We start from the raw sequence: 14,070 nt of genomic DNA on the forward strand, positions 1-14,070 counted from the left end.
GCACACTGTGACTATGAATCCACTTAGCAATCTGTTCGGCAAGTCCCCTTTCGTTCCTTTGCAGGAACATATGGAAGTGGTGCAAGACTGTGCCAGCCACCTGGTACCGTTTTTTGACGCGGTGCTGGAAGGCAATTGGGAAAAAGCGAAACAAGAACAAGCCGAGATCGTCGCACTGGAAAACAAAGCTGACGACATCAAAAAGAAACTCCGCCTTCACCTACCCAAAAACCTGTTTATGCCGGTGCCTCGCAACGATGTGCTGGAGTTGCTGCGCAGCCAGGACCAAATCGCCAACCTCTCAAGAGACATTGTCGGCATTATGGTAGGCCGGGAAATGGCAATCCCTGAACCGCTTGAAGAAATGATGCGCACCAGCGTCGCCCTGGCCGTGGCCGCCACACTGCAAGCGCTGAAAGGCATCGAAGAACTTGACGAGCTGCTGGAAAGCGGCTTCCGGGGCCCGGAAGTGGACTTCGTCGAGCGCCTGATCGAACAGCTGGATACCTTGGAGCACGACACCGACGATCACAAAATCAAGGTTCGCACCACGTTGTTCAAAATAGAAAAAGACTACAACCCGGTAGACGTGATGTTCCTGTACCAGATCATCGATTGGGTCAGCGATATCGCCGATAAGGCTCAGCGCGTCGGCTCACGGCTGCAAATCCTGATCGCCCGCTGACGGCTCGGGTGACACAGACAATCAACAAACTCAAAAATATTTAGGGTAGAGATATGTCCATCATTGCTGAACACGGCCAGCTATTGCTGATACTGGCCTGTTTATTCGGCTTCTTTATGGCCTGGGGGGTAGGTGCCAACGACGTCGCCAACGCCATGGGCACCTCGGTCGGCTCTAAAGCCCTGACCATCAAACAGGCCATTTTGGTGGCCATGATCTTCGAATTTTGCGGCGCCTACCTGGCAGGTGGCGAGGTCACCGATACCATCCGCAAAGGAATTATCGACCCCAGCTACCTCGCCGATACTCCCGAACTGCTGGTCTACGGCATGCTCTCGGCACTGCTGGCCGCCGGTATCTGGCTGTTTATCGCCAGCCTGATGGGCTGGCCGGTCTCCACCACCCACTCCATCGTCGGCGCCCTGGTGGGCTTTACCGCCGCCGGCATCAGTGTTGATGCGGTAGCCTGGGGCAAGGTGGGCCAGATCGTTGCCAGTTGGGTGGTGTCGCCGGTACTGGCTGGCACCATGTCGGCACTGCTGTTTATCAGCGCCCAGCGCTTAATCCTGGAAAAAGACGACCCCTTCGCCGCGGCCAAACGTTACATTCCCGGCTACCTGTTCTTGGTCGGTTTCATGATTTCCATGGTCACTATGACCAAGGGCCTGAAACACGTCGGGCTGGGCTTCACTTTTGGCCAGAGCCTGCTGATATCGGCGGTGGTTGCCGCCATTATCATGGCTATTGGTATCGGCTTTCTGCGCCGCATTAAACCTCGCGCGCAACCTGAAGGCACACTTCACATCGACAAGTATCGCGACGTGGAGCGCGTCTTTGCGGTACTGATGGTCTTTACCGCCTGCGCCATGGCCTTCGCCCACGGCTCCAACGACGTGGCCAACGCCATTGGTCCGGTAGCCGCCGTGGTTAGCGTGGTGGGCTCTGGTGGTGAGATCGCCGCCAAAGCCGGCCTGCCCTGGTGGGTGCTGCTACTGGGTGCCGGCGGTATTGTGTTTGGCCTGGCGACTTACGGCTTCAAGGTTATCGCCACCATCGGCACCAAAATCACCGAACTGACCCCCAGCCGGGGCTTTGCCGCCGAGATGGGTGCTGCCAGCACCGTGGTACTTGCCTCCGCTACCGGTCTGCCCATCTCCACCACCCACACGCTGGTGGGTGCGGTATTGGGCGTGGGCCTGGCCCGGGGTATTGCCGCTCTCAATTTGCGGGTCATTGGCAACATATTCCTGTCCTGGGTAGTTACCCTTCCCGCCGGGGCCATTCTGTCCATCATCTTCTTCTTTATTTTCAAATCTGCATTCGGCTAGACCGCCCTCACTGCACCCCGCTTGTTTAAACGGGGTGCAGTTGCCTCTATCTGAAGCTGTGGCAAAGGCCTACAATAACGGCTTTTCCCGGTAGCAGCCCCATGACTCTCCCACCCCCTCTGCAGATGATCAGCCAATTGGTGGCGATCCCCTCTATCAGCGCCACTAGTCCGCGCTGGGATATGGGTAACCGCAAGGTTGTGGAGCTACTGGCACAGTGGCTGGAGGAGATCGGCTTTCAAGCCCGCGTCATGCCGCTGGCAAACCCCGATAAGGCCAATCTGGTGGCCACCTACGGCCACGGCGAAGGCGGCTTGGTGTTGGCCGGGCACACCGACACCGTACCCTACGACGACAGCCGCTGGCACAGTGACCCTTTTACCCTGGATGAGCGTGACCAACGTCTTTATGGATTGGGCACTGCAGATATGAAAGGCTTCTTCGCCCTGGCTATTGAGGCCATCAAACCCTTAATGGAAGAGTCCTTCAAGGCACCGCTAATTATCTTGGCCACCGCCGACGAAGAAAGCAGCATGGACGGCGCCCGCGCCCTGGTGGAGAACGACGTCAAAGGCGCCCGCTATGCGGTAATCGGCGAACCGACAGGGCTGACCCCCATCCGCGCCCACAAGGGCATCATGATGGAGAACATCAGCATTACCGGTCGCTCGGGCCACTCTTCAAACCCGGCGCTGGGCAACAATGCCCTGGAAGCGATGCACGAGGTACTGAGCGAACTCCTCAAACTGAGGGCAGAGTACCAAGCCCGCTACCACCACCCCGGCTTTGATGTACCTGCACCCACTCTCAACCTGGGCTGTCTGCACGGCGGCGACAACCCCAATCGCATTTGCGGCCAGGCCGACCTGCACTTTGATATTCGCCCCATTCCAGGCATGGAATTGGACGCGATTCGCGCTGAGCTAAAGCGGCGCTTACAGCCGATAGCGGAGCAGCGCGGTGTCGATATTGCCCTGCACCCGCTGATGCCCGGCATCGCTCCCTTCGAGGAAGGCGCCCAATCGGAATTGGTACAGACCGTCGAGGCACTGACAGGCAGAATCTCAGAGACGGTAGGCTTCGCCACCGAAGCCTCGTTTCTTCAGAAGCTGGGCCTACAGACCTTGGTGATGGGCCCCGGTTCGATTGACCAGGCCCACCAGCCGGACGAGTTCATTGCACTGGATCAGCTTACGCCCAGCATCGAGCTGCTGCGCAGGCTGGTGGCCAAATTCTGCCTGGACAGCTAGTCGGCAATGCTGCGGTGAAACTCACCAAGCAGGGCGTTGCAGACTGACTGGCTACCACTGCACTGAGCGCTGGTTTCGGCAAACTCACTGCCGTTTTCAACCACCACCGTTTGTTTCACCATCGCCGGATAGGCTTCGTGTTCTTCGGGAGGGAAGGACCACACCGTTCTGCCCGCTTCATTGGGCAGCACCGCCACCGTCCAACCTTCTTTTTCGCTCAGTTCAGCCTCGGGGTTATCCCGCAGGGAGGCGAGAACCTCCCCAGGCGTTGTCGCCACCGCCGCCGACTTTGTCTGATTCATCTGACAGGCAGCCAGCAAAATCGCCAGCGCCAAAATCGCACCCACTCTCATCACTTAAATCCTCAATACTCCATTTGACACGTCCCGGCTCTTCGGCCTTTGGACTCTCCTCCCCCCGCCACCTTAAAAATCACCCAAACTGGGCAGCATGCGCGGACAGCGATTGGAAGTTAACCACAATTTCGGGGGACAGGCGATGCGCCAGTTAGCAAATTTCAGGCAAAAAAAAGCCGCGACTAGCGCGGCGTAATACTCGTACCATGCAAGTAAATCTTACTTGATCTTGGCTTCCTTGTAGATCACATGCTTGCGAACCACCGGATCGTATTTTTTAAACTCAAACTTGTCCGGAGTGTTGCGCTTGTTCTTTTGAGTCGTGTAGAAATGACCGGTACCAGCACTGGATACCAGGCGAATCTTGTCGGTTGCACCTTTCTTAGCCATGACGATACTCCTTAGTATTTCTCGCCGCGGGCACGCAGATCCGCCAATACGGCGTCAATGCCCTTCTTGTCGATGATACGCATACCTTTACTGGACACGCGCAGGCTCACAAAGCGCTTTTCCGATTCCACCCAGAAGCGGTGGCTGTGAAGGTTCGGCAAAAACCGGCGACGGGTGCGGTTTTTCGCGTGGGAGACGTTGTTTCCCGTTACCGGGCGCTTACCGGTAACCTGACATACTCTGGACATGGTTCTTGGCCTCTTAAACCTCTATTGCCCCTCTACACTCACCGAGCCGGGCGACAGGTTCTGAAAATTCTGCTCAATCGTCGATTTCAATACGGACCGCTGCCATGGCGCATCGGCATACGTCGTGACCCAATCGTGGCACAGACGCCTCCAGATACAGCCCAATCGGGGTGCGACCCAAATAGAGCGCGACTTTATACCAGATGGGTCATCGCGAATCAACGAAAACCGGACAATTTCCAACAATTCTCCCTAGAGCTGGCCCCTCTCCGCCAGCGACACCACCTCAGCTCCCGCCACCACGCAGTGGTCCAGCAAGCGGATATCCAACAGCGCCAGGGCATCGCTGATCCGCCGGGTGATGCGGACATCGGCATCACTGGGCTCAGCGACACCGGAGGGATGATTGTGGGCCACTATCAATGCCGCGCTGTTGAGCTCCAGGGCCCGCCGGGCAATTTCTCGAGGATACACCGCCGCGCTGTCGATAGTGCCGAAAAACATCGGCTCGTAGCGAATCAGCCGATGGCGGTTATCCAGATAGAGCGCAGCGAACACCTCCCGGGGTTCACCCCGCAGCTGGGCCTGCAAATAACGCCGAGTAGAGGCAGCACTGCTGAACACCTGGTCTCGCTGCAATACATCACCCAAATAGCGCCGGGACATTTCCATGACCGCCTGTAATTGGGCGTATTTGGCATCGCCCAGGCCCTTGGACTGGCAAAAACGGCTGAGGCTGGCTCCCATCAGTGCCGCCAAGCCCCCGTGATCGGCCAACAGCTCCCGGGACAAATCCACGGCGGACTTACCCTGCACGCCGGTTCGCAAAAATATCGCCAGCAACTCGGCATCACTCAGCGCCTGGGCGCCCCGCTGTAACAACTTTTCTCTGGGCCGCTCGTCGGTCGGCCAATCCCGTATTGCCATATCACCCTCCGTGGTGACGTTCTTTGAACACCGATGTTTAGCCCGCGTACAGAAGGCCGGTAGTCCCCACCGGCTTTTGTCTTCATAATAAGCCCCTAAACCCTGCTGCGACAGCGATTTATGAAACAGCTCAGCAATCGACACATCCTGCTCGGTATCACTGGCGGCATCGCCGCCTATAAGAGCGCCGAGCTGGTGCGGCGCCTACAGGACCGCGGCGCCGAAGTAAAAGTGGTGATGACCGCCGCGGCGATGGAATTTATCACGCCACTGACCTTACAGGCACTTTCGGGCAACCCGGTGCACACGACCCTCCTGGATCCCGAGGCCGAAGCCGGCATGGGACATATCGAGCTGGCGCGCTGGGCAGACGTGATCTTGGTGGCGCCTGCCAGCGCCGATTTTATTGCCCGACTGGCCTCCGGTCGGGGCGACGACCTACTCACCACCCTGTGCCTGGCCACGCCTGCCCCTATCGCTCTGGCACCGGCGATGAACCAAGGTATGTGGCGGGACCCGGCAACCCAGGCCAATCTCGACACCCTGCGCCAGCGGGGCATCGCCCTGTTCGGGCCGGCTGCGGGCGAGCAGGCCTGTGGCGATATCGGCCCCGGTCGCATGCTGGAAGTGGATGAGATCGCCGAGCTGACTGCCGACCTGTTCCCTAACCGGGCTCTGGACGGTATCAAGCTGCGCATTACGGCCGGGCCCACCCGGGAGGCGATCGACCCGGTCCGCTATATCAGCAACCACAGCTCCGGCAAGATGGGGTTCGCGCTAGCCGCCGCCGCTGCCGATGCCGGCGCCCAAGTGACACTGATCAGCGGCCCGGTCAATCTCGCCACCCCCGAGCGGGTTAGCCGCATCGACGTCAGCAGTGCCCAGGATATGTACGATGCCAGCCTGGCGGACCTGCAAGACTGCGATATTTTTATCGCCTGCGCGGCGGTGGCGGACTACCGCCCCAGCGAAGCCGTTACCCAAAAAATCAAAAAAAGTGCCGACACCCTGACACTCACCCTGGTCCGCAACCCCGACATCGTCTCAAGCGTCGCCAACAGCCCACAGCGCCCCTTTACCGTTGGCTTTGCGGCGGAGACACAAGACGTCCTTCACTACGCTCGGGATAAGCTGCAGCGCAAAAAGCTCGATATGATTATCGCCAACGACGTCGCCAACACCGACATTGGCTTTAATAGTGATGACAACCGCGTAGTGGCGCTGTGGAATGGCGGAGAACACGCTTTTGACACCATGAGCAAGGCCCAGTTGTCGCGGCGCTTGATCGCACTGATCGCCGAACACTTCCGGACCGAACGAGATTAGGGCCTTGGCGGCACAGACGACACAATGAAATTGTTGAAATCCAATAACAGCACGGCACAAACGACCCCGCCCCGTCGCGGGAAATTAGCCTTTGGCTCGGAGCAACGAGACATTGTGATCTCGGCGCTGTTTTGCCTGGCTCTTATCGTGGCCGGATTTTATTGGGTGCAAAACATCGAGCGGCCCAGGGCCCTGGAACAACGCATTGCCAGCGTCACCAGTACCGTCGCCGATCACCAGCGCGTGCTGACCCAGGACATTCTCACCCAGCTGCGCAGCCGGGTCTCCCGGCAGGCACAGAGCCCGACATTGCAGAAGGCACTGGCCGAGCAAGACACAGCCACCATCGCCAGTATTGAGCAGGGCCTGCAACGGGCCTTTCCCGAGGCGGTTAGCAGTCAAATCCTGTTAGTGGGCCCCCAGGGTATTGCCGACGAACGCAGCCAAACCGAGCGGCTGCGCAACAATATCGAAATCGACATGATGGCCAAAACTCTGGCCAGCAAGTCACTGATTATTGAAGCCTATCGCTATGAGGAGCAGTGGCTGGTCTCGATGACCGAAGCAGCCTCCGCTCAGGGTGTGGTTTTTGTCACCCTGCCGGCCAGTTACTTTGCCAAAATGCTGCGCAATATAGCCGGCTCATCGGTACAAAATGCGCTGATTCAAACCTACAAATCCCGCAAAGATATGGTGGTCGATGCCGGCAGGCAGGCCTATACCCGCTACGCACAAAGCCGATCCCTGTCAGTCCCCGGCTGGACGTTAAAGGTTTACCCGCAAACGCCGCTGGTACAGAGCCTGCAAGTTGACGGTACGCTACTGTGGCTGGTCTGCGCACTGTGCCTGGCGCTGGTGAGCGCCAGCCACGCCATCTTTTTCCTGCGCAGTTACCGCCGGCCGTCTGAGGTCCCCGCCAGCAACAATGCCAATGAACAAAAACATGACCAGCCGCTGTCACTGGCGGAATCCCTGGAGAGCAAGTTGGCGGCGCAACGGCGGCGAGCACAGGAAAGCGACGATTCACCCAACCCCTTTGTCGTCAACCCCAGCCCCCCTCTGCCAGAAGTGGGGGACCCCGCAGCGAAAACACCAACAGCGACCGAAGACGATGCCGCCGCGCCTGCTGAATTGGCAGTGTCGGCCTTTCGGGCCTATGACATACGGGGCCTTGCCGACCGCGACCTGAGTGACGCCACCTGCCTGGCCATTGGCAAGGCGATTGGCAGCGAGCTGTTAGAGCGGGGTCAAAGCAAAGTACTGCTGGGTCGCGACGGCCGCCTCAGCAGCCCCAGAATCCGCGAGCAGCTGGTTGGCGGCCTGCTGTCTACCGGCATAGATATCGTCGACCTGGGTCTGGTCGCCACCCCCATGCTGAACTTCGCCTGCAGGGATCTCAATATCGGCAATGCGGTCATGATCACTGGCAGCCACAGCGCTCCTGACTACAACGGCATCAAAATTGTCATGGACTTCAGCGCCCTCAGTGCCGACGACATTCAGGCACTGCGCCAGCGTATTCAGCGCGAGGATTTTGCCGAAGGCGAGGGCCGGCTGGAAAATGACAGCATCGAGCAGCGCTATATTGATCGCATCATTGGCGACGTGGTGGTCGCCGAGACCCTCAAAGTGGTCGTCGATGCGGGCAACGGCGCCACCGCCAATGTCGCACCGCCGCTGTTTGACGAACTGGGTTGCCAGGTTATCCCGCTGTTTTGCGAGGTGGATGGGCGTTTTCCCAACCGCCCACCCGACCCGACAGTGAGCGACAACCTGTCGGCACTGCGCGCTGCGGTCGCCGAGCACGAAGCCGACATCGGTCTGGCCTTTGACGGTGACGGAGATCGCTTGGCCGTGGTGAGCGGCAGCGGCCTCTGCCCCGGCGCCGACGAATTGCTGCTGGTGCTGGCCGAGGATATGATCAGCCGCAACCCGGGCTGCGAAATTCTATTTGACGTAAAGTGCTCTCGGGTACTGCCCCAGCAAATCCTCGAGTTGGGCGGCCGGCCGTTGATGTGGAAATGCGGGCACTCTTACATGCGTCGCAAAATGGCCGAAACTGGGGCACTGTTAGGCGGCGAGTATTCCGGCCACATCTATTTTAACGAGCGCTGGCATGGCTTCGACGACGGCCTTTACAGCGCCGCACGCCTGCTGGAGTGCCTGAGCCTGAAGGGGCTATCTTTGGATGACGCCCTGGCCCAGCATCCGCAGCTACCCCACACCCCTGAGTTAATCGTGGCGGTAGAAGACGACCGCAAATTTGCGATCGTTGACGAATTTGCTAAGCGCCACCATTTTCAAGATGCCAAGATCGACACCACCGACGGCGTCCGAGCCGAATTCCGCCACGGCTGGGGCCTGATTCGCGCCTCTAACACCGGCCCGGCCATTACCCTGCGCTTTGAGGCCGACAGTGAAACGGCACTGGAAAGCATGCGCCAGCGCTTCCGGGAAGTGCTGGGCGAGATTGATCCGGACTTGGCAAATAGTCTTTAATAGGCGTCTTTTTCTACCCGCCAACCATTAGCCATTTGCAAGGGGTAAAACCATGTCACTGAGCCGCGATGCGGCGGGCAATGTCGCCCGCGTTCTCACCGAGGCCCTGCCCTATATCCAACGCTTCACAGGCAAGACCATCGTCGTCAAATTTGGCGGCAACGCCATGGTGGACGATGAACTGAAAGCCCACTTTGCCAGGGATATAGTGTTGATGAAGCTGGTGGGCATGAACCCCATCGTGGTCCACGGTGGCGGCCCACAAATTGGCGAGCTACTTAAGCGGCTGCAGATTGAGTCCCGCTTTGTCGACGGCATGCGGGTCACCGACAGCGCCACCATGGACGTGGTAGAAATGGTACTGGGCGGCACCGTCAACAAGGAAATTGTGTCGCTGCTCAATGCCAACGGCGGCAAAGCCATTGGCCTTACCGGCAAAGACGGCCAGCTGATTCGCGCCAAAAAACTCAAGGTGACCCAGAAAACCCCGGAGATGGCATCGCCGGAAATTATCGATATTGGCCACGTGGGCGAAGTGGAAAGCATTAGCACTGACGTACTCAACATGTTGGTCAACAGCGATTTCATCCCCATCATCGCACCGATCGGTGTCGGCCCCGACGGCGCCTCCTACAATATCAATGCCGACTTGGTAGCGGGCAAAGTGGCCGAAGTACTGCAAGCAGAGAAGCTCATGCTGCTCACCAATATCGAAGGCCTGATGGACAAGAACGGCAAAGTGCTTACCGGCTTGAGCACCCAACAGGTAGATAATCTGATTGCCGACGGCACCATCTACGGCGGTATGCTGCCCAAAATCGGCTGTGCACTGGACGCTGTAAAAAGTGGCGTCACCAGCGCTCATATTATCGACGGTCGAGTCCCCCACGCGGTACTGTTGGAGATCTTTACCGATACCGGGGTGGGCACACTGATCACCAATCACAGCCTCACCGCCGCTGGCGCCTGAGGTGCTCAGCGGCCACGCCAAGAGCAAAGTCACCTGGCAGCGCAGCCCAACACTCTAACCTAACAACAGCAAGGCCCCAGGCAGTATGAACAACCGCCCCTCACGACGCGACGATATCCTCCAGGCCCTGGCCACTATGCTGGAGCAAGATCCGGCCACCCCCATTACCACCGCCCGCTTGGCTGCGGCGGTAGGCGTCTCCGAGGCAGCGCTGTACCGGCACTTTCCCAGCAAGGCCAAGATGTTCGAGGGCTTGATCGAATTTGTTGAGGACGCCGTGTTCAGTCGCGTCGCCGTTATTACCGGCGAAGAACGGGGAGCATTGGAGCAGGTGGGGATGATTTTACAGCTGCTGCTAACCTTTATGGAGCGCAACCCCGGCATCAGCCGTATTTTTAACGGTGACGCCCTTGCCGGCGAGCACCAGCGACTTCGGGACCGGGTCACTCAGTTTTACGACCGCCTGGAAACCCAGGTAAAGCAGATACTTCGAGAAGCCGAGCTACGGGAAGGGCTGCGCACCCAGCTTATCGTGTCCAGCTGCGCCAATCTGTTGATGGCCTGTGCCGAGGGCCGCATCGGTCAGTTTGTGCGCAGTGACTTTCAACGCCGCCCCACCGAGCATTGGGACGATCAGTGGCAATGGTTGGCGGGGCAGTTATTTCGGCCGCAGTAAACGCTTGGACGACTATTGCGAAGAATATTGACGCCGCTTCTCCACTCGCGCCTTTAGCTTGGAGAAACGCTCTTTGTCTCGCTCGTAGTCGTCAGCCACAGTATCCAACTCCTCAATGCGGGACTGAATCTGCACTTCGGTGGCCGCCAGCTCCCGGCGCAGCGCGCTGAGATTTTCGGTTAAGGCCTCTGGCACCTCCTGCCCCCGGCGCTCCAGCTCCGCCGCCTCTGCCTGATCCTTAAGCACCTGCTGTTTTATGGCGGTCAGGTTGCTTTTGAGAATGGAAATTCTCACCCGGATATCGTTCAAAGCCCGCTCCTTGGCCCGGTCGATATCCTCCACATCGCTATAGCGCAATAGCAGTGACTCATCCCATTGACGCAGCTTTTCCGCCGCAGCCTTGCGGGCTTCAGTGATCGCCTGCTCCTGCTCCCAAGCCCGACGCTGCTCGTCGGTCAGCTGGGGCGGCACCGTTTTAACCACAGAGCCATCTTTGCGAATAACGTCGTAACCCCGGGGCACAGCCTCTGGGGGAAGACGGTCGTCGATCACCACCGTACCGCCCTCGCCGGGATAACGGTAGTACAGGTTATCCGCCAGCACCGTCGTAGCCGACAGAGCCGCAACAAGGATCAGGATCACTACCGGCACGTTCGCCCCTCTTTTTACCGTCATTACCGTGTTATTGCTCTCAGTTGCACCGCGGCACCATAGATTGGACTACCTTATTGCCTACTACACTACGCCGTACTGCTGTCGGTAGGCAGCAATTTTGCTCACCAGTTCCCCATCGGATCGCTCTTCATTGAGATAGGACAAAATATCACCCAGCGTCACAATGCTGGTTACCGACAAACCTTGCTCCCGCTCCAGCTCCTGTATAGCAGAATGCTGGCCCTGGCCGCGCTCCTGTCGATCCAGGCCGATGGCAACACCGGCCACGTCAGCCCCCTCTCGACGAATTATCCCGATGGCCTCCCGAATCGCGGTTCCCGCCGTAATCACATCGTCGATAATCAGCGCCCGTCCCACAAGGGGGCCACCTACCAACACCCCGCCTTCGCCGTGGTCTTTGGCCTCTTTGCGATTATAGACAAAGGGCACATCCCGGTCGTGGTGCTCGGCCAGGGCGCAGGCTACCGCCGCTGCCAGGGGGATGCCTTTATAGGCCGGGCCGAACAGCACATCGAAGTCTACCCCGGCATCGACAATAGCATCGGCGTAGCAGCGCGCCAGCACCGCCAGCGAGCGCCCGCGACTAAAGCGACCCGCATTAAAGAAATAGGGACTGACCCGGCCCGATTTAAGGGTAAATTCCCCAAAGCTAAGGGCTTCACTGGCTATAGCTTGGTCGATAAACTGACGCTGATAACTCTTAATAGACATGCATACTTCTCATTGGTCTGGAATATTCCCATTGTACCTGCGCCGACCCGAAGGCTCATAGCCGTCGGCAAATACCACCGAATGTCGCCAAACGTGATGTTTTTAACGCTATCACGTGCTCTCAAGATTGTTGTCAAATCGGAATCATTGTAGTCTAACGCTTTGCATATAGCCGAATGGCATATTGCTGCTGCCCGCCGTAGTCTCGGTGTCAAAATTCTTGGCAATTTGCACTGAATCCGCCACTGAACTGCCACTAGCTGGTACGTACAGTGCATACTCAAACGAGCAGCGACAAAAACGTACAAAGGTATGTATTAAAGCACGCCGCGTCGTCAGGCCCGGCCTGCCGACCTGGCTCGACGGAATAGAGACTCCATGAGAATTATCAGCTATTGCGCTGACAGCATCGTAGAAGCCGCCCAAAACGGGTTTTTTGACTGGGTTCTGCAGCAGGACGCCGACATTTTCTGCATTCAGAACCTGGCTATCGCCGAATACAAGCTTCGCGACGATGTCTACTTTCCTCGAGACTATAACCCTTACTTCTTTGACGCCGCCGACGGTAAAAGCAACGGCGTGGCCATTTACACCCGCCAGCTCCCCAAAGCCATCATGACCGGCCTGGGCTTTCTCGACTTCGATATGGAAGGCCGCTACATCCAGGCCGACTTCGACAACATCAGTATCGGCAGCCTGCTGGCACCGTCAGCCTACGATGGCAACGATAACGAGCAGATTCGCAAGAATCAGTTTTTTGAGCAGTATCTGGCCCACTTGCACAAAGTGCGCAATAAGCGCCGGGACTTTGTGATCTGCGGCAACTGGAATATCGCCCACAAAAGCATCGACATCCAGGACGTTAAAGGCAATCACGGCGTCTCCGGCAGCCTCACCGACGAACAGCAGTGGATGGAGCGGCTGTTTCACGAAGAACACTACGCCGACGCCTTTCGCCTGGTGAATACCGACGCCGACGAGTTTAGCTGGTGGCCTGGCGGTGAACCCGGCAAAGACGGCTGGCGGGTCGACTACCAGATCGTCTCCGAGCGCATGATCCCCAAAGTCGAGCATGGCGCCATCTACAAAGTGCAGCAGTTCGGCAAGCACGCGCCAATCATCATGGATTACGACTACGAACTGCCGGAAAGCGCCTTTTAAGCATTTCAAATAGCAACGGCCCTATTATAGGGCCGCTCGACCAAAGCACAGTATCTTAGTCGCCGCTCAGCGCCTCTCGCTGGGCATCGATCAACTCCAGAATGCCTTTTTCCGCCAGCGCCATCATGCTGTCCATTTCGCTGCGGCTAAATGTGGCGCCTTCGGCCGTGCCCTGCACTTCGATGATGCCGCCGTTTTCGTCCATGACCACATTCATATCGGTCTCGGCCGTGGAGTCCTCCGCATAATCCAGATCCAGCACCGGCTGGCCCTGGTAAATCCCCACCGATACCGCCGCCACTAAATGCTGGAGCGGCTCAGAGGCAATATCGCCGACACGCTGCATATGCCGAATCGCATCCACCATTGCCACGCAGGCGCCGGTGATAGACGCAGTGCGGGTACCGCCGTCGGCTTGGATTACATCGCAGTCCACGACAATGGTGTTTTCCCCCAGCGCAGTGAGATCCACCGCCGCCCGCAGCGAGCGGCCAATCAGCCGCTGGATTTCCTGGGTGCGCCCAGACTGCTTGCCCCGGGCCGCTTCCCGCGCCATGCGGCTACCGGTAGAGCGCGGCAGCATACCGTACTCGGCGGTCACCCAGCCCTGGCCCTTGCCCCGCAGAAATGGCGGCACAGTGTTGTCTACCGACGCCGTGCAGATGACCTGGGTATCGCCAGTTTCCACCAACACCGAACCCTCGGCGTGGCAAGTAAAGTGGCGGGTAATTTTAAGTGGGCGTTTTTCGTCTAAAGCGCGATGGCTGGGGCGGGTCATACTACCTCTCCTCTGATCCGGGCCCGCAGTATACCTGCTGAGCCACCTCCAACGCGAAGCCCGCAAGGAAGTCCGACGGCATCGGGGCGT

The 14,070-nt window shown here is 58.4% G+C and carries 15 protein-coding genes; 8 read left to right on the forward strand and 7 right to left on the reverse strand.

Annotation, left to right across the window (positions count from 1 at the left end; translation table 11 throughout):
- The first annotated feature begins 13 nt into the window (after positions 1 to 13).
- The 3 genes from I6N98_RS17945 to argE all read left to right on the forward strand — a co-directional run bounded on the left by I6N98_RS17945 (position 14) and on the right by argE (position 3,263).
- Positions 14 to 685, forward strand: a complete 672-nt coding sequence (locus I6N98_RS17945) for a TIGR00153 family protein (protein WP_198571705.1) — start codon at positions 14 to 16, stop codon at positions 683 to 685.
- Between the two features lie 53 nt (positions 686 to 738).
- Positions 739 to 2,013 (forward strand): inorganic phosphate transporter, encoded by a 1,275-nt coding sequence (locus I6N98_RS17950; RefSeq protein WP_198569692.1) that lies wholly within the window; start codon positions 739 to 741, stop codon positions 2,011 to 2,013.
- 101 nt (positions 2,014 to 2,114) lie between these two features.
- The gene (gene argE / locus I6N98_RS17955; protein WP_198569693.1) at positions 2,115 to 3,263 is read left to right on the forward strand and encodes an acetylornithine deacetylase; all 1,149 of its coding nucleotides are present in this window, start codon (positions 2,115 to 2,117) and stop codon (positions 3,261 to 3,263) included.
- Here argE and I6N98_RS17960 read toward each other — a convergent pair.
- From I6N98_RS17960 to radC, 4 genes are all read right to left on the reverse strand, one after another.
- A complete protein-coding gene (locus I6N98_RS17960; RefSeq protein WP_198569694.1) occupies positions 3,260 to 3,616 on the reverse strand; it encodes a hypothetical protein in 357 nt (118 codons plus the stop codon). The genes argE and I6N98_RS17960 overlap by 4 nt on opposite strands.
- A 222-nt stretch (positions 3,617 to 3,838) precedes the next feature.
- Positions 3,839 to 4,009 (reverse strand): 50S ribosomal protein L33, encoded by a 171-nt coding sequence (gene rpmG / locus I6N98_RS17965; protein WP_198569695.1) that lies wholly within the window; start codon positions 4,007 to 4,009, stop codon positions 3,839 to 3,841.
- An 11-nt stretch (positions 4,010 to 4,020) separates the two neighbouring features.
- Positions 4,021 to 4,257 (reverse strand): 50S ribosomal protein L28, encoded by a 237-nt coding sequence (gene rpmB, locus I6N98_RS17970; RefSeq protein ID WP_198569696.1) that lies wholly within the window; start codon positions 4,255 to 4,257, stop codon positions 4,021 to 4,023.
- 252 nt (positions 4,258 to 4,509) lie between these two features.
- The gene (radC, locus tag I6N98_RS17975) at positions 4,510 to 5,184 is read right to left on the reverse strand and encodes a RadC family protein (protein ID WP_198569697.1); all 675 of its coding nucleotides are present in this window, start codon (positions 5,182 to 5,184) and stop codon (positions 4,510 to 4,512) included.
- A 120-nt stretch (positions 5,185 to 5,304) separates the two neighbouring features.
- Here radC and coaBC point away from each other — a divergent pair, with 120 nt between their 5' ends.
- The 4 genes from coaBC (at position 5,305) to slmA (ending at position 10,655) form a co-directional block, all read left to right on the forward strand.
- Complete coding sequence (coaBC, locus tag I6N98_RS17980) at positions 5,305 to 6,510, forward strand: bifunctional phosphopantothenoylcysteine decarboxylase/phosphopantothenate--cysteine ligase CoaBC (RefSeq protein ID WP_198569698.1); 1,206 nt, start codon at positions 5,305 to 5,307, stop codon at positions 6,508 to 6,510.
- Positions 6,511 to 6,534: 24 nt separating this feature from the next.
- Entirely contained in the window at positions 6,535 to 9,009 is a 2,475-nt protein-coding gene (locus I6N98_RS17985) for a phosphomannomutase/phosphoglucomutase (RefSeq protein WP_232787402.1), read from the forward strand.
- Positions 9,010 to 9,061: 52 nt separating this feature from the next.
- Positions 9,062 to 9,979, forward strand: a complete 918-nt coding sequence (gene argB, locus I6N98_RS17990; RefSeq protein WP_198569699.1) for an acetylglutamate kinase — start codon at positions 9,062 to 9,064, stop codon at positions 9,977 to 9,979.
- Positions 9,980 to 10,064: 85 nt separating this feature from the next.
- Positions 10,065 to 10,655 (forward strand): nucleoid occlusion factor SlmA, encoded by a 591-nt coding sequence (gene slmA / locus I6N98_RS17995; RefSeq protein WP_198569700.1) that lies wholly within the window; start codon positions 10,065 to 10,067, stop codon positions 10,653 to 10,655.
- A 12-nt stretch (positions 10,656 to 10,667) separates the two neighbouring features.
- Here the strand turns inward: slmA and I6N98_RS18000 are convergent, their stop codons facing one another.
- Positions 10,668 to 11,306, reverse strand: coding sequence for a hypothetical protein (locus I6N98_RS18000; RefSeq protein WP_198569701.1), 639 nt, complete (start codon positions 11,304 to 11,306; stop codon positions 10,668 to 10,670).
- Positions 11,307 to 11,390: 84 nt separating this feature from the next.
- Positions 11,391 to 12,035, reverse strand: coding sequence for an orotate phosphoribosyltransferase (pyrE, locus tag I6N98_RS18005; RefSeq protein ID WP_198571707.1), 645 nt, complete (start codon positions 12,033 to 12,035; stop codon positions 11,391 to 11,393).
- Between the two features lie 384 nt (positions 12,036 to 12,419).
- Here pyrE and I6N98_RS18010 point away from each other — a divergent pair, with 384 nt between their 5' ends.
- Positions 12,420 to 13,202, forward strand: a complete 783-nt coding sequence (locus I6N98_RS18010) for an exodeoxyribonuclease III (protein ID WP_198569702.1) — start codon at positions 12,420 to 12,422, stop codon at positions 13,200 to 13,202.
- A gap of 55 nt (positions 13,203 to 13,257) precedes the next feature.
- On the opposite strand, the gene rph is transcribed toward I6N98_RS18010, so the two are convergent.
- Entirely contained in the window at positions 13,258 to 13,980 is a 723-nt protein-coding gene (gene rph / locus I6N98_RS18015; RefSeq protein WP_198569703.1) for a ribonuclease PH, read from the reverse strand.
- Positions 13,981 to 14,070 lie beyond the last annotated feature (90 nt).

Source organism: Spongiibacter nanhainus (assembly GCF_016132545.1).
Taxonomy (GTDB): domain Bacteria; phylum Pseudomonadota; class Gammaproteobacteria; order Pseudomonadales; family Spongiibacteraceae; genus Spongiibacter; species Spongiibacter nanhainus.